We start from the raw sequence: 17,930 nt of genomic DNA on the forward strand, positions 1-17,930 counted from the left end.
GTAAAACAGAATGGAATTTTCGAAGCGATGTCGGAATTCGGTCGCAGACGCTTGCCGTTAACGTTTGCTCAGTCCGGTATATGGTTTGCCCAGCAGCTCGATCCGGAAAATCGGCATTACAACATCGGCGAATACTTGGACATTCGCGAAAGCGTGGACGTGGAGCGGTTCGAAGCCGCACTACGGCGCGCGGTTGCCGACGTGGAGGCGCTGCGAATCCAAGTGGTTCGCGCCGAGTCGGGGCCATGTCAAGTCATCAATGACGATGTGAATTGGTCATTTCGGGTAATCGATTTTAGCGGGTCTGACAACCCTGTTATCGAAGCCGAAGCGTGGATGAAGGCCGATCTCGGCTCGTTTTTCGACCTGACGGCCGGCCCGCTTTTCGCGTTTTCGCTACTGCGAATCGCGCCTGATCGCTTTTTCTGGTTTCTCCGTTGTCACCATATCGCTCTCGACGGATTCGGATTCGGATTGCTGGTGAAGCGGGTCATCGAAGCGTACGCATCGCTTCGCGAGGGCGCTGCGGAGTTGCCCGAACTGCCGGGTCTGCCGGGCTTGCAGGAATTGCTCGAGGACGAAGATCGGTATCGCCTTTCCAGCGAATTCGAGCGCGATCGCGCGCACTTCGTGAAGCGCTTTTCGGATCGCCCCGCGGCCGTGACGCTCTCGGGCCGTCCACCGAAGACCGCACGCGGAGTGCTCTCGCGCACGTGCCACGTCGAGGCGCCGGTTCTCGATCGGTTGCGGACGACGGCGCGCCAAGCGGGCGTGCCCTGGTCCGTCGCGGTGGTGGCGACGGTTGCACTTTACATACATCGGATGACCGGTACGGACGACGTGGTTCTCGGGCTTCCGGTGACCACGCGGCGCACGAAGATCGCCCGCTCGGTGCCCGGCATGGTGTCGAGCGTGGTGCCATTGCGCTTGGCCCCGCGCCCGAGCATGACCTTGCGGGATCTGCTGGAGCACACCGCCGAGGAGATGCGCTTGGCGCTGCGGCATCAACGCTACCGCTACGAGGACCTCCGGCGCGATCTCGACCTGGTGACCGAGGACGTATCGCTCGTCGGCACCATGGTGAACATTTTTCCGTCCGCCTACGACGTGCGCCTCGACGGGCAGCCGCTGGCTGTCCGCAAGATGGCCTTTGGCCCGGTCGAAGATCTGTCGATTCACGTCTACGAAGACGGTGAGGGGCGACTGGTCTTCGACTTTCAGGCGAACCCTGCCCACTACCGGGCCGAGGATCTCGAAGCGCACCAGGCCCGCTTCGTGCGGCTTCTGGCGACCGATTCGGATGCGCGCGGACGTTCACCCATTGGGAAACTCGATCTCACGGACGACGGGGAAAGGGAGCGCGTACTCACCGTCTTCAACGACACCGCACAGGCCATCGCGCCCGCAACGCTGACGGAGATGTTCGGTGCGCACGTACGTACGAGCCCGAACCGTGTTGCCATCGAGTCGCCCGAGGGGACGCTCACGTACCGCGAGCTCGATGCGCGCGCGAACGGCCTCGCCGCATGGATGGTCGAGCGCGGCGTGGGGCCGGAACGCGTGGTGGCGTTGGTGTTGCCTCGCTCGCGCGACATGTTGGTGGCGCAGTTGGCCGTGCTCAAAGCTGGGGCGGCCTATTTGCCGATCGATCCCGATTACCCGGCCGAGCGCATTCGCTTCATGCTCGACGACGCGAAGCCGGTGCTGAGCGTCGAGGGCGCCGACTTCGCAGGGCCGTTGGGCGAGCTGGGCGAGTCCGATACCCCCCCGGGTATCGCCATCGTGCCGGGGAATCTGGCGTACGTCATCTACACCTCCGGTTCCACCGGGAGGCCGAAGGGCGTGGCGGTGAGCCACGCGGGGCTGGCCAGCTTCGCCGCGTCGGAGGTCGAGCGCTTCGCGGTCACGGCGGAGAGCCGGATCCTGTGCTTCTCGTCGCCGAGCTTCGATGCGTCGGTCCTCGAGCTCTGCATGGCGTGGCCGCAGGGTGCCACCTTGATCGTGCCGCCGCCGGGCCCGCTGGCCGCCGAGCACTTGGCCAACGTGCTGCGCGATGGGCGCATCTCGCATACGCTCATTCCGCCGGCCGCGCTGGCGAGCATCCCCGACGCGTTGGCGGAGACCTTGCCCGCGCTCGAGACCTTGATCGTGGGCGGCGATGCCTGCTCCGGCGAGCTCGTGGCCCGCTGGTCCAAAGGCCGGCGCATGGTGAACGCCTATGGGCCCACCGAATCCACGGTGGTCGCAACCACCAGCGAGCCGCTGAGCGGCGCGAGCAGCCCGCCCATCGGCCGGCCCATTTGCAACACACGCGTCTATGTCCTCGACGGTTCGCTCCGGCCGGCCCCCATCGGGATCGCGGGCGAGCTGTACATCGCAGGGCAAGGGCTTGCGCGCGGCTACCTCGCGCGCCCGGCGCTGACGGCCGATCGCTTCGTGGCCGACCCCTTCGGGGCGCCCGGCGCACGCATGTACCGCACGGGCGATCTCGCACGCTGGACGGCGTCCGGCGAGCTCGAATTCGCCGGGCGCGCCGACCACCAGGTGAAGGTCCGCGGCTTCCGCATCGAGCTGGGCGAGATCGAAGCCGTTCTCGCACGCCATGCCGACGTCACCCAGGTTGCGGTCATCGTCCGCGAGGACGCGCCGGGCCTCAAGCGCATCGTCGCGTACGTCGTGCCTGCGACGCCGGCGATGAAAGACTGGGCCGGCGCCGACGCGCTTCGCGCCCACCTCGCCGAATCGCTGCCTGATTACATGGTGCCCTCGGCCTTCGTCGCGCTCGGGGCGCTGCCGGTTTCCCCCAACGGCAAACTCGATCGCAAGGCCCTGCCCGCGCCGGATCTCGCCGCCGGAAGCTCGCAACGCGGCCCGCGAACCCCGCAGGAAGAGGTCTTCTGCCGGCTCTTCGCCGAGCTGCTGCACCTGCCCTCCGTCGGCATCGACGACAGCTTCTTCGACTTGGGCGGCGACAGCATCGGCTCGCTGCAGATGGTCGGGCGTGCGCGCACCGCAGGCCTGGTCATCACCGCCCGCGACGTCTTTCAGCACCGCACGGTGGAGGCCCTCGCGGCGATCGCGGGCGTCGTCCAAGCGTCGGACGGCGCGTCGGGCGATCCCCTCGCCTTCGCCTCCGGCGATCAGATGCACGTGATCCGCGCCGCGCGCCCCGACGTGGTCGACGTGCTGCCGCTCTCCCCGCTCCAAAAGGGGCTCCTGTTCCACGCCCTGTACAACGACAGCGGCCCCGACGTGTACTCGGTGCAGCTCCGCCTCGAGCTGACCGGCCAGCTCGACGTCGTGCGCATGGAGGCGGCGGCCCGCGCCCTCGTGGACCGGCACCCGAACCTGAAGGCTGGCTTCCTCGTCGATGGCCTGGAGCAACCCGCGCAGTTCATCCCGGGCAAGGTGCACCTTCCCTGGACGATGCACGATCTCTCGGCGCTCGAACCCGAGGCGCGCAAGGCCGAATTGACCCGGATCTGCGCGGAAGATCACGCGCGTCGCTTCGACATGGCCAAGCCGCCGCTCCTTCGCTTCACGCTGTTTCGCATGCAGGGAGGGCAGGCGGGGCTGCATCAACTGATGCTCACGAACCATCACATCGTGCTCGATGGTTGGTCGACCGCGGTGCTGCTGCAAGAGCTCTTCGCGCTGTACCGCACGGCCGCCGGTGAAGATGCGCGGCTGCCCAAGCCGACGCCGTACCGCGAGTACCTCACGTGGATCTCCACGCGCGATCGCGCGTCCGCCGAGGCCGCGTGGAGCCAGACGCTCGCGGGGGTGGACGAGCCGACCTTGCTCGTGCCCGCGGATGCGAAGCGCAAGCCCATCATGCCCGGGCAGGTGCGCATTGCGCTGCCCGAGGAGCTGACCGCCGAACTCCAGCGCGAGTCGCGCGGGCGCGGCCTGACCTTGAACACGGTCGTGCAGGGCGCGTGGGGCATCGTCCTCGGCCGGCTCACGGGGCGCTCGGACGTGGTGTTCGGCACCACGGTGGCGGGCAGGCCCCCGGAGATCCCCGGCGTCGAGTCGATGGTCGGCTTGTTCATCAACACGGTGCCCGTGCGCGTGCGGCTCGATCCGGCGGAGCCGCTTTCGAGCATGCTGGCGCGGCTGCAGGATCAGCAATCGGAGTTGATGGCCCACGAGCACCTGGGCCTCACCGAGATCCAGCGCCTCGCCGGCGGGGCCGAACTGTTCGACACCCTCGCCGTCTTCGAGAATTATCCCATCGACGAGAAGACCAAGAGCGGCGTCTACGGCGATCCGAGGATCACCGACTTCGATGGCGGCGACGCCACGCACTACCCGCTCACCATGGTCACCTTGCCGGGGCCGCGGCTCGAATTCCGATTCGGCTACCGCCCCGACGTGCTCCAGCCGAACGTGGTGGAGGGCATCGCCGAGCGCATGGTTCGCGTGCTCACCGACGTGGTGGCCGATCCTTCGCAGCCCGTGGGCCGCGTCGGGCAGAGCGCGGCGCTGACGCCGGCCGAGCGGCAGCGCGTGCTCGTCGAGTGGAACGACACGGATTGCCCGGTGCCGCAGCTCACCTTGCCGCGGCTCTTCGAGTCGCAGGTGGCGAAGACCCCGGAGACGGTGGCCGTGCGCCCCGATGTGTCGTACGCGGAGCTGAACGCGCGGGCCAACCGGCTTGCGCGGCTGCTCATTGCGCGGGGTGCGGGGCCGGAGCGGTTCGTCGCCCTGGCGTTGCCGCGCTCCGTGGACTTGATCGTCGCGGCGCTGGCGGTGTGGAAGGCGGGGGCGGCGTACCTGCCGCTCGATCCGAATTACCCCGCCGATCGCCTGGCGTACTTGCTCGACGACGCCAAGCCCGAGGTGGTGCTCACCACGCGCGAAGTCTCCGAGCGCCTTCCGCCGGCGCACGCCGCGCACCTGCTTCTCGACGATCTGCATACGGTGGCCGCGCTGGCGGCGCACTCTTCGTCGAACGTGAGCGATGCCGAGCGCGTGCAGACCTTGCGGGTCGAGCATCCGGCGTACGTGATTTACACGTCCGGATCGACGGGGCGGCCAAAGGGCGTCGTCGTGGCCCATGACAACGTCGTCGCGCTGGCGACGTGGGCGCGGATGCAGTTCGGCGCGTCGGATCTGTCGCACGTGGTGGCGTCGACGTCGCTCAACTTCGACGTCTCGGTGTTCGAGATGTTCTGCCCGCTGCTGATCGGCGGCAGCATCGAGGTGGTGCGCGACCTGCTCGCGCTCGGCGAAGCTCGGAACGAGCCTTGGAACGCGAGCTTGGTCAGCGGCGTGCCCTCCGTGTTTTCGCAGCTGCTCGCGCAGGATTCGCTGGCGGTTCGCGCGGGCACGGTGGTCCTCGCGGGCGAGGCGCTTTCGGCCAAAACGGTGCGCGCGATCCGCAAGGCGATGCCAGCGAGCCGCATTGCGAACATTTACGGCCCCACCGAGGCCACGGTGTACGCGACCGCGTGGTATGCGCAACCCGACGCCGCTGAAGAAGAGACGGCGCAGGAGCAACCGCCACCCATCGGTGGCCCGATCACGAACACGCGCGTGTACGTGCTCGACGGCAACCTGCAGCCGGTGCCCCCGGGCGTCAAAGGAGAGCTGTACATCGGCGGACGCGGCCTCGCGCGCGGGTATTTGCACCACCCGGATCGGACCTCGGAGCGCTTCGTCGCGAACCCGTTCGAAGGACCGGGTTCACGTATGTACCGCACCGGCGACGTCGTGCGCTGGAGCGCCACGGGCGAGATCGAATACCTCGGGCGCTCCGATGACCAGGTGAAGATCCGCGGCTTCCGCATCGAGCTGGGCGAAATCGAAGCGGCCATCGGCCGGTATCCGTCGGTAGTCCAGGCTTGCGCCGTCGTTCGCGAAGATCGACCGGGCAACAAGCTTTTGGTCGGCTACGTCGTTGCGGCGAGCGGCGCCGAGCCGATCGAGACGGACGCCTTGCGCGCCTTCGTGGCCAAGGGGCTGCCGGAGTACATGGTGCCGTCGGCGTTCGTCGTGCTGGAGGCGTTTCCCCTCACGCCGAGCGGCAAGCTGGATCGCAAAGCGCTGCCCGCACCCGATTTCGCAGCGGCGGCGGCCTCGCGGCGCCGTCCGCGCACGCGGCGTGAGGAGATCCTGTGCGAGCTGTTCGCCAACCTGCTCAACGTGCCCGACGTGGGCATCGACGACAGCTTCTTCGATCGCGGCGGCGACAGCATCGTGTCCATCCAGCTCGCCGCGCGAGCCCGTGCCGCAGGCCTGATGATCACGCCGCGCGACGTCTTTCAACACCGCACCGTGGAGGCCCTGGCGGCCATCGCGGGCGCGGTGCAAGAGACCGCGCCCACCGGCCCCGCGCGCTGGGTCACCAGCGAGCAAGCGCGCATCGTGCGCGAGGCGAAGCCCGACGCGGTCGACGTGTTGCCGCTCTCGCCGCTGCAGCAGGGACTCTTGTTCCACGCGCTGTACGACGGCGGCGACGACGGGCGCGACGTGTACACCGTGCAGTTCCGGCTCGACCTTCAAGGTCAGTTGGATGCGGCACGCCTTGCCGCGTCGGCCCGCGTGTTTCTCGATCGCCACCCGAACCTGCGCGCAGGCTTCTGGGTGGAAGGGCTCGAGCAACCGCTGCAGTTCGTCCCCGGGCAGACGTCCCTGCCCTGGGAGGAGCACGATCTGACGCACCTCGAACCGGAGGAGCATGCCCGCGAGCTCGCGCGCATCGTCGACGAAGATGCCGCGCGACGCTTCGACATGGCCTCGCCGCCGCTGCTGCGTTTCACGCTGATCCGGCTGTCAGCGGACCATTACCGCTTCTTGGTCACCAACCATCACATCTTGCTCGATGGATGGTCGATGCCGCTGCTTTTGCGCGAGATCTTCACCCTCTACGAGCGCCGCGCCGACGATCGCGAGCTGCCGGCGACCACACCGTACCGCGATTATCTCACCTGGCTCTCGACCCGCGATCGCGAGACCGCGAAGCGCGCCTGGGCCACGGCGTTGGCCGATCTCGACGGGCCCACGCGGCTCACGGGGGATGCCCCGCTCAAGGGCTCGCTCATGCCCGTGCGCGTGGTCACGCAGCTGTCGGAGGAGCTCTCCACGGGCCTACGCGACCGCGCACGCGAGCATCGCGTCACCCTGGCGACGATGCTGCAGGCGGCGTGGGCCATCGTGCTGGGCATGTGGACGGGTCGGGACGACGTCGTGTTCGGCACCATCGTGTCGGGCCGGCCGGTGGAGGTTCCCGGCGTCGAGTCGATCGTGGGCCTGTTCATCAACACGCTGCCGGTGCGGGTACGGCTCGCGGCCGAGCAGTCGTTGGGCGAATTGGTGGCGCGCGTGCAGGACGACCAGTCCGCACTGATGCCGCACCATCACGTCGGCCTGTCCGAGATTCAGGGCGCGCTGTTCGACACCCTGGTGGTCATGGAGAACTTCCCCCTCGACAAGGGCGCGATGCCCTTCCAAGAGGAGGCGCTGGAGCTCACGGCCATCGATGCGCAGGACGCCTCGCACTATCCGCTGAGCGTCGTGGGCGTTCCCGGAACGCGGATGCAAGTGCATCTGAATTACCGCGAGGATCGCTTGGAGCGGCCCGTCGTCGAGGCGCTGGCCGAGAAGCTTCACCAGGTGTTCGCCCTTCTGGTGGACGAACCGTCGCGGAAACTCGGACGGATCGATGCGTTGAATCCTACCGAGTTGCGCCGCATCCTCGTGGAATTCAACGAGACGCGCGCGCCGCAGGAGTTCCCGAATCTGCTGACCATGTTCAGCGAACACGTTCAGCAAACGCCGGACGCCATCGCGGTGGAGTTCCCCGGCGGGAAGCTGACGTACCGCGAGCTCGATGGGCGGGCGAATCATTTGGCGCAGCAGCTCATCGCCCGCAACGTCGGCCCCGAGCGGCTCGTGGCGGTGCTCTTGCCACGTTCGCCCGAGATGATCATTGCGCAGCTGGCGGTGCTCAAGGCAGGGGCCGCGTACGTCCCGGTCGACCCGGATTACCCGGCCGAGCGCATTCACTTCATGCTCGCCGACGCGAAGCCGGTGCTCTCCATCACGGGCGCCGACTTCCCGGAGGTGCGCGGCTTGCCGCGCCCGACTTTCAACGCAGCCGGGTTGACCTCGGTGGGCACGTCCGATGCGGCGCCTCCGCTGAACCTCCATGCGGGGAGCCTGGCGTACGTCATCTACACCTCCGGCTCCACCGGCCGGCCCAAGGGCGTAGCCGTCACCCACGCGGGCCTCGGCAGCTTTGCCGCCGCCGAGGTGCAGCGATTCGCCGTGACACCCCGCAGCCGGATTCTCTGCTTCTCGTCGCCCAGCTTCGATGCATCGGTTCTCGAGCTTTGCATGGCCTGGGCACGCGGCGCGACCTTGGTCGTTCCCCCGGCGGGCCCACTGGCCGGCGAGGCGCTGGCCTCGATGCTGCGCGAGCAACGCATTTCGCACGCGCTCATTCCGCCGGCGGCACTGGCCAGCGTTCCCGAGTCCGCGGCCGCGGAGTTGACGGAGTTCGAGACGCTCATCGTCGGTGGTGACGCCTGCTCCGCCGAGCTCGTGGACCGATGGTCCAAGGGCCGCCGCATGGTCAACGCGTACGGCCCCACGGAGTCCACGGTGGTGGCCACCACGAGCAGCCAGCTCGTGCCGTCGAGCGGTGCGCCGGCCATCGGCCGCCCCATCTTCGGCACGCGCGTGTACGTGCTCGACGCGGCCCTGCGACCTGCGCCCGTCGGCGTTCCCGGCGAGCTTTACATCGCGGGCCAAGGCCTTGCGCGCGGCTACCTCGCGCGGCCTTCGCTCACCGCGGAGCGCTTCGTGGCCGATCCGTTCGGCACACCGGGCACGCGCATGTACCGCACGGGGGATCTCGCGCGCTGGACCGAAGACGGCGAGCTCTACTTCGTGGGACGCGCCGACGGCCAGGTCAAGGTCCGCGGCTTCCGCATCGAGGTCGGCGAAATCGAGGCGGTCCTCACGCGCCACGCGCAGGTGCGCCAGGCCACCGTCGTCGCACGCGAAGACACCCCGGGCATCAAGCGCCTCGTCGCCTACGTCGTTCTGCGCGATCCCGGCGCCGTCGACGAGCTGCACGCACACCTGGCGGAGTCGCTGCCCGACTACATGATCCCCACGGCCTTCGTCGCGTTGGAGGCCCTCCCCGTTTCGCCGAGCGGCAAGGTCGATCGCAAGGCCCTGCCCGCACCGAGCCTCGGCGCGCGCACCTCGCGCCGCACCCCGCGCACGGCGCCCGAGCGCATCCTTTGCCACTTGTTCTCGGAGATTCTCCACGTCGCCAACGTCGGACTCGACGACGGATTCTTCGAGCTGGGGGGCGATAGCATCCTCTCGATCCAGCTCGTCAGCCGCGCCCGTGCCTCGGGGCTCGTCTTCACGTCGCGCGACGTCTTCCAGCAGCGCACCGTCGCCGCCCTCGCGGAGTTCGCCGGGGCCACGCTCTCGGTGGAGGCACTCGATCGCTTCGTGCCGCCGGACGATGGCATCGGCGACCTGCCGCTGACGCCGATCATGCACTGGATCCGCGAACGCGGCGGGCCGATCGACGGGTTCTTCCAAGCGATGCTCTTGCAGGTTCCGCCCGGAGCCAACGCCGAAGCACTCACGGCGACCTTGCAGGCCATCGTCGATCACCACGACGCCTTGCGCATGCGCCTCACGCGAAGCGAGAACGCGTGGAGCCTCCACATCGCCGGCCGCGGCGAGGTGCCCGTCTCCCTGGCCGTGGTCCGCACGAGCGCCATCGACGAAGCGGAAATCACCGCGCAGACCAAGGCCGCCCAAGCGCGGCTCGCGCCGGAGGACGGCGCCATGCTGCAAGCGGTGTGGTTCGATACCGGCGCCTCACAGGCGGGGCGGCTGCTCCTGGTGCTGCACCACCTGGTCGTCGACGGCGTGTCCTGGCGCATCCTCGTCGCGGACTTGGCACGCGCGTGGGCCGCGATCACGCAGGGGCAAGAGCCCGAGCTACCGGCCGTGGGCACGTCGTTCCGGAGATGGGCGCTGCGGCTTCGCGAGCTCGCCACCAGCCCGGCGCGCGTGCGCGAGCTCGATGCTTGGGCCGCGATCCTCGAGCCGCCGGATCCGCGCCTCACACGCGAGCCGCTCGATCCCTCGCGGCACACGGTGGGCTCGTCGCGCGCGCTCAGCTTGACCATGACGCCGGAGCGCACGGCACCTCTTCTCACCAAGGTGGCCTCCGCGTTCCACGCGGGGATCAACGATGTGCTCCTCACGGGGCTCGCGGTGGCCGTCGCCGAGTGGCGACGCCGCCGGGGCATCACCGATCGCACGGACGTCTTGCTCGAGCTGGAAGGCCACGGCCGCGAGGACATCGTCCCCCATGCGGATCTTTCGCAAACGGTGGGCTGGTTCACCAGCGCGTTCCCCGTTCGCCTCGATCCGGGCACGATCGCGCAGCCGCTGCGCGACATGGGCGGCGCGCTCAAGCGCGTGAAGGAGCAGATGCGCGCCATCGCGGATCGCGGCATCGGCTACGGCATCCTTCGGTATTTGAATCCGGACGCGGCGAGCCGGATGGCGGGTGCAGCCTCTCCGCAAATTGGGTTCAACTACCTGGGTCGATTCCCTGCGGTGGCGCGGCGCGCCGATTGGCTTCCGGCGCCCGAGGCGGGTGGATTGAGCGGTGGATCCGATGCCGGCATGCCGGCCGGGCACGCGCTGGAGGTCAACGCGGTCACCCTCGATCACGAGAACGGCCCACACCTCACGGCGCACTGGTCGTACCCCGAGGGGCTGCTCTCCGAGGTGGACGTCCGCGAGCTCGCCGAAGGGTGGTTCAAGGCGCTCGATGCCCTGGTGGCCCACACGGCGCAGCCCGATGCGGGTGGCTTCACCCCGTCGGACTTCGCGCTCGTTTCGTTGTCGCAGCAACAGATCGACCAGCTGGAGAACGCGCGACCGGATCTCACCTCCGTGCTGCCGCTTTCGCCGCTGCAAAAGGGGTTCCTCTTCCACGCGCTCTACGACGGGGAAGCCCCCGACGTGTACGCGGTGCAGTTCTCCCTGGAACTCGCGGGCAGCCTCGATGGCGCTCGGCTCCAGCGGGCCGCGCAAGCGCTGCTTCGCCGCCACCCCAACCTGGGGGCGGGCTTCTGGACCGCGGGCCTCGAGGAGCCGGTGCAGATCTTCTCGGCGAAGCCTACCTTCGCCTGGACGGAGCACGATCTCTCCACGTTGCACCCGGCCATGCGCCCCACTGAACTGACGCGCCTCCTCGAAGAGGATCGCGCACGCCCGTTCGACATGGGCGAGCCGCCGCTGATGCGTTTCACCCTGATCCGGGTCGAGCGCGATCGGTATCGGCTGGTGCTCACGAACCATCACATCCTGTTCGATGGATGGTCCCTCCCCTTGCTCTTGCAGGAGCTCCTCGTCCTGTATCGGCAGCATGGGGACGACGCCGGTCTTCCGCGGCCGGCACCGTACCAGGACTACCTCGCGTGGCTCGCCGCGCGCGATGCGGAGGCTTCGGCGGCCGCGTGGCGTGAGGCCCTCGCAGGCCTGGACGAGCCGACGTGCTTGGCCCCGGCCTCGGTGGTGCACCACCCCGTGCTGCCCGAGCAAGTGCTGCTCGATCTTCCGGCGGACCTCACGGTGCGGCTGCGCGAGCAGACCCGCATCCATGGCCTGACCCTGGCGACGGCGCTGCAGGTGGCGTGGGCCATCGTGCTCGGCCGGTGGATCGGACACGACGACGTGGTGTTCGGCACCACGGTCGCGGGGCGACCGCCGGAAATCGCGGGGGCGGCGTCGATGATCGGGCTGTTCATCAACACCGTGCCGGTGCGCGTGCGCCTCGATCCGGCGCGGCGCCTGCGGGACGTCGCCAAGGAGGTGCAGGACCGCCAGGCGGAGCTCTCGCCGCACCATCACACCGGCCTCACCGATATTCAGGCGGCGGCGGGCCGCGGTGCGCTCTTCGACACGCTGGTCGTGCTGGAGAGCTACCCCGTGGATCCGGGCGCCCTCCGCGCCGCGAGCGGCGATCTCGAGCTCACGGGCATCACCGTGCGCGATGCGACGCACTACCCGCTGACCGTCGTGGCCATTCCGGGTGAGCGCCTCCGGCTCGATCTGAAATACCGGCCCGACGTCTTCGAGTCGGCCACCGTGGAAGCACTGCGCGATCACCTCGCCGCCGTGCTGACCGCGTTTGCCTCGGATCCCGAGTCCCTCGTGGGTCGAATCGAGCTGCTCCGGCCCGAGGAGCGCCAGCGCGTGCTGCTCGAATTCAACCAAACGGCGCGCGAGCACTCGACCACCACGTGGCCCCAGCTCTGGGCCGCACAGGTGGCGCGCGCCCCCCACGCGATCGCACTCGTCGCGCAGGGCACGTCGCAGACGTACGCCGAGCTCGATGCCCGCACGAATCGCTTGGCGCACGCGCTGACGGAGCACGGGGTCGGGCCGGAGCGCATCGTCGCCCTGGCGTTGCCGCGGTCGGCGGAAATGGTCATCGCCGCGCTCGCGGTGCTCAAGGCCGGCGGTGCATACCTGCCCGTCGACACGGATTACCCGGCCGAGCGCGTTCGCTTCATGCTGGCCGATGCGGCCCCCGCCGCGTTGATCACGCGCAGCGACCTCGTGCCCGCGCTTCGGGAGGCCGGCGACATCTCGTGCCCCGTGCTCGAGATCGACCACATGGCCGCGCGCAATGCCACGCCGCCCGCGGTGAAGCTTCACCCGCACTGCCCGGCGTACGTCATCTACACCTCGGGCTCCACGGGGCATCCGAAGGGCGTCGTGGTCACCCACGTCGGCTTGGCCAGCTTCGCAGCCGCCGAAAGCGAGCGCTTCGCCGTCACGCCCGCGAGCCGCGTGCTTGCGTTCTCGTCGCCGAGCTTCGATGCTTCGGTCCTCGAGCTGGGCATGGCCCTCTCCGCCGGAGCCACCCTGGTGATACCCCCCCCGGGTATCCTGGCCGGCGAAACCCTGGCCTCGGTGCTCGCGGATCATGCCATCACGCACGCGCTCATCCCGCCGGCGGCGCTGGCAACCCTGCCCGAGTCGGCGGAGCTGCCGGCGCTGCAAACCCTGATCGTCGGCGGCGAAGCGTGCTCCGGAGAGCTCGTGGCCCGCTGGTCGAAGGGGCGGCGCATGGTCAACGCCTACGGCCCCACCGAATCCACGGTGGTCGCGACGACGAGCGAGCCTCTGTCGGGCTCCGCGACGCCGTCGATCGGCCGGCCGATCGACAACACGCGCGTGTACGTACTCGATGCGGCGCTGCGGCCCGTGCCGCCCGGCGTCACCGGGGAGCTGTACATCGCGGGCGCGGGTTTGGCGCGAGGCTACAAGGATCGCGCGGCACTCACCGCCGAGCGCTTCGTGGCGAATCCGTTCGAGCCCCACGGCGGGCGCATGTACCGCACGGGCGATCTCGCGCGTTGGAACGATGCCGGCGAGTTGGAGTTCGTGGGCCGCGCCGACGATCAGATCAAGCTGCGCGGCTTCCGCATCGAGGTGGGCGAAATCGAAACCGCGCTCCTCGAGCATCCGGCCATCTCGCAAGCCGTCGTGCTCTTGCGCGAAGACCGCCCCGGGGACAAGCGCCTCGTGGCCTACACCGTCGGCTACGGCGACGCCGATCTGCGGGCACACCTCGCCGATCGTCTACCCGAGCACATGATCCCGTCGGCCTTCGTCCCGCTGGAGGCGCTGCCGCTTTCGCCCAGCGGCAAGGTCGATCGCAAGGCGCTTCCCGCTCCGGATCTGCCGCCCCCGTCGACGCACCGCCGTCCGAGTGCACCGCACGAGGAGATCCTTTGCGGGCTCTTCGCCGACGTGCTCGGAGTTCCCGAGGTGGGCGCCGACGACGACTTCTTCGAGCGCGGAGGCCACTCGCTGCTCGCCGCGCGGCTCGCGGGTCAGGTGCAGGCCACCTTGGGTCTCCCCATGAACGTGCGCACGCTGTTCGAGAATCCGACGGCCGCGGGCTTGGCCGCCGCGTTGGGGACCGCGGACGAGCACGATCCCTTCGACGTCCTTTTGCCGCTGAGAAAGGCCGGAGCCCAGGCCCCCCTGTTTTGCTTTCCGCCCATGATGGGCATCGGCTGGGGGTACTCGGGTCTTCTGCGGCATCTCCCGCCCGAGCACCCGGTCTACGGCCTGCAGGCGCGCGGGCTCGCCCGCGACGAGCAGCTACCGCAGTCCGTCGAGGCGATGGCCGAGGATTACCTCGCACGCATTCGCGCCGTGCAACCGCGCGGTCCGTACTGCTTGCTCGGGTGGTCGCTGGGTGGCACGGTCGCACATTTGGTTGCAACACGGTTGCAAGCATCCGGTGAGGACGTTGCGCTCCTCGCACTTCTCGATGCCGCGCCACAGCCTCCGGGCGTGCGCCCCGACGCCACGTGGGGCGAGCAGGAGACGGTGGAAGCCTTGCGCGAGCTCGCCGGCGGCAGCAGCGCGCTGCAAAGCCTCCCAGAGCGCCAGATTGCCGCTCTCAGCCGTGTCACGGAGAACACGCTCCGCCACGTCGTCCCATCCATCGAGCCCGGGCTGTTCAGCCCGTACCAGGGCGACGTGCTGCTCTTCGTCGCCGGGCGACAGCACGATGACCCCTCCGCACTGACGTCTGCATGGAAACCACACGTACACGGCCGCATCGACACACTTGTCGTCGACTGCGGCCATCATGAGATGACTCACCCCGATCCCATTGCCCTCATCGGCCGAACCATCACCGACAAACTCCGGCACGTCCAGGAAAGGTAACCCTCCCCCCATGGCAACGAATCCCTTCGAAGACACCGAAGCCTCTTATTACGTCCTCGTGAACGACGAGGGTCAACACTCGCTCTGGCCGGCCTTCGCCGAAGTACCCGCCGGATGGATCAAGGTGCACGGTCAAGCCAGCCGGCAATCGTGCCTCGATTACGTCAACACGCACTGGACCGATATGCGCCCGACGACGCTCATCGCCGCCATGTCTCGCCGCTCCTTCGTTCCGCCGGCCGAGACCAGCAAGCCGGAAGTCGCCTACGGCATCGGCTGACCGCCACCCAACGTGCACGGCGCGTCTTCCCCGCGAAGACGCGCCTGGTCGGCTAATCTGATATTTCGAGTTTCATTGGGAATTCATTCCCCCTCTGCTTTACTTCGTTTTCTTGACCTCTCGTTCGACTGGGTCGAGCTCCTTCTACCCGGCTTGCGCAGCGCACGAAAGGTGCGCAGACCGCGGTCAGGGCTCGCGCGGTGTCCAGGCGATATCGAACGTGCACGTGCGGCCACCCGGCTCGAGGGGGCGGAGGAACACCTCGCCCTGAACCTTGCAGAAGTCCAAGGTCGCCCAAAAAGCACCCTGGATGGTCTTTAGGAACATTGGGTCGGAGACCAGCGGGGGAAAACCTCCCAGAATCAGGGTCCCCGTCCCTGGGACGGGCGACGCGAAGGTCAGCTCGCCGCAACCGCCGAAGATCATGTTCCAGCCCCGCGGGGTGAAGCGGAAAATGCCGCGCGGATCGTAGCCAAAGATGCTCACGGCCGCGTCGCGGAAGGGGCGCAGCCAGGTGCGATTGCCCGAGCGAAGGATCGCCTCGCGCCCCAAATCGAGAAGCCCCGCGTCGCCGAGGACGGAGTGAACGGCGGTGCTCAGCCCAATGCCATACTCGAGCGGTACCCACACGAGGCGCGTGGCCTGCCCGATGACCGCGGTTTGCTTCGGGTCGCAGTTCTCGCGAATGGCCGCGGCCATGTGTGGTTGGAGCTCGTCGATCCAGTCGAACGACTCTTGAAGAACCCCCGCACGCATCGACGGCGGAGGAGCGCTTTTGCTCGGTTCTCGCGGATCCTTTCGAGATGCAGGAACACGGTGGTCCGAGGGGCTCATCGACCTCGATGACATCAGAATTCCTCGGTTCTATCGAGTGCCCTTTTGCACGCCGATCACAGCCGGCTTGGCTTCGAATACACGATTCTCAATTGGGAACTTCGTACAGCCCTATTGCCGGAGTGTCCGGTTTCCATTCACGCCGTCGAGGACGCCACGTTCTTCGTAGCAACGAAGATGTACCATTGACAACCACAAGCGTGCCATCGACGGCTCAGCTGAGAAATGGGACCCATTCCATTCGACGCCGGCTTTTCGCCATCTCGAACCCCGGACGAACGGATCAAAACGACATCGCGATGACGCCCCGTCACGTGTCCTCGTGTCCGTACGTGTCGGAGCTGATTGGAGCTGGGCGGCAAGAAGACGTTAATGCAATCGCCGAATCCCACTATATCAGGTGCGCCCACGCTGCTTTCGACCCGTTGTTCCTCTCGAGGAGGTATCGGTCATGCGCTCTCGTTTTCGAAGCATTTCTCCATTCGCCATCAGCGCAGCGTTGATTCTATTGGGCGGCACCGCCATTGCGGCAAGTCCGGGTTCTTCCGGTTTGGGCGATCCGTACTATCCGACCGACGGCAATGGCGGTTACGACGTCGATCATTACGACCTTCATTTGACCTATCGCCCGAGCACCGGCGTGCTCTCGGGAACGACGTCCATCAAGGCCACGGCGGTGCAAGAGCTCTCGGCCTTCAACCTCGATTTTGCGCTGGCCGTGAGTGCGGTCAAAGTCAATGGCGCGAATGCCACGTTCTCGCGCAGCGGGAACGAATACACGGTGACCCCGGCCTCACCCCTGCCGGGCAGCAGCGCATTCACCGTCGAGGTGACGTATTCCGATACGCCATCCTCGGTTTCCGGCACCACGTGGCGCAAAACCTCCACCGTGGCCATGGCCGTGAACGAGCCGCACATTGCGCGTTACTGGTTCCCCAGCAGCGACCACCCGCGCGACAAAGCCACGTACGACGTTTCGATCGCCGTCCCCGACGATGGCACCACCGTGGTCTCCAACGGTGTGCTTCAAGGCACCGCCATCGAACCGGGCGGCCTCAAACGGTGGAATTGGCATAGCGACACACCCGGTGCCACGTATTTGACCTTCGTCACCATCGGGAAGATTGCGCAGACCTCCACGACGGCCGGCGGGCGCCCCTTCGTGACCGGCTATGCGTCCGACGTTACGGGCTCGAACCTGACCAACGCCAAAACTAGCCTCAATCGGACGCCGGAAATCATCGACTATCTGAGCACCGTCTTCGGCCCCTACCCCTTCGAGGCCATCGGCGGCGTGGTGGTGAAGGGCATCAGCTTTGCGCTGGAAACACAGACGCGCCCGGTCTACAGCGCGAGCTTCTTCTCCTTCGGGACCAGCACCAGCGTGGTCGCCCACGAGAATGCCCATCAGTGGTGGGGCGACAGCGTGTCGGTCGACACCTGGCGCAACATTTGGCTGAACGAGGGATTCGCCTCCTACGCCGAGTGGCTCTGGTCCGAGCACACTGGGAATGGCACGGCGCAGGAGCTCGCGAACTCCACGTACAACTCGCACTCGTCGGGCAGCTCGTTCTGGCAGGTGGTGGTCGCCGAGCCGGGCGCGGGCAACGAGTTCAACTCGGCCATCTACGACCGCGGCGCACTCGCCGTTCACGCGGTTCGCGTGGCCGTGGGCGACACCACGTTCTTCAACATTTTGAAGACGTGGCAATCGGAGCGCAAAAAGAGCACCGGCACCATCGAGCAGTTCATTGCCCTCTCCGAGCGCCTCGCGGGCCGTTCCCTGAAGACCGTGTTCGACACCTGGCTCTTCAAGAAAGGCCGCCCCTCGAGCCCGCCCGGCGCCTCCACCGTCGATGCCTTCGCATCGCAGGCCGATCCACCATCCTTCGCCGAAATCCAACGCACCCACGCGTTGCTCGCCTCGGGCGAATCCCGGTAACTCGATCGGCCGTAGAGATTTGAACAGGAAGACGGGAAGACGGGAAGGAAAGAGGGAAATTTTTGGGTTTTCCATTGCCTCAATGGGCCAATTGAAAATCCTAAAAAATCTTCCCGTCTTCCCGTC

The 17,930-nt window shown here is 67.6% G+C and carries 4 protein-coding genes; 3 read left to right on the top strand and 1 reads right to left on the bottom strand.

From position 1 onward, the window contains the following. Positions 1-51 precede the first annotated feature (51 nt). Entirely contained in the window at positions 52-14,748 is a 14,697-nt protein-coding gene (locus tag LVJ94_29255; GenBank protein ID WXB00995.1) for an amino acid adenylation domain-containing protein, read from the top strand. Between the two features lie 10 nt (positions 14,749-14,758). Beyond that, a complete protein-coding gene (locus LVJ94_29260) occupies positions 14,759-15,028 on the top strand; it encodes an MbtH family protein (protein WXB00996.1) in 270 nt (89 codons plus the stop codon). Positions 15,029-15,214: 186 nt separating this feature from the next. Here the strand turns inward: LVJ94_29260 and LVJ94_29265 are convergent, their stop codons facing one another. Next, positions 15,215-15,784 (bottom strand): hypothetical protein, encoded by a 570-nt coding sequence (locus LVJ94_29265; GenBank protein ID WXB00997.1) that lies wholly within the window; start codon positions 15,782-15,784, stop codon positions 15,215-15,217. A gap of 529 nt (positions 15,785-16,313) precedes the next feature. Here LVJ94_29265 and LVJ94_29270 point away from each other — a divergent pair. Further along, positions 16,314-17,804, top strand: coding sequence for a M1 family metallopeptidase (locus tag LVJ94_29270; GenBank protein ID WXB00998.1), 1,491 nt, complete (start codon positions 16,314-16,316; stop codon positions 17,802-17,804). Positions 17,805-17,930: the final 126 nt, after the last annotated feature.

This window comes from Sorangiineae bacterium MSr11367 (assembly GCA_037157805.1).
Classification (GTDB): domain Bacteria; phylum Myxococcota_A; class Polyangia; order Polyangiales; family Polyangiaceae; genus Pendulispora; species Pendulispora rubella.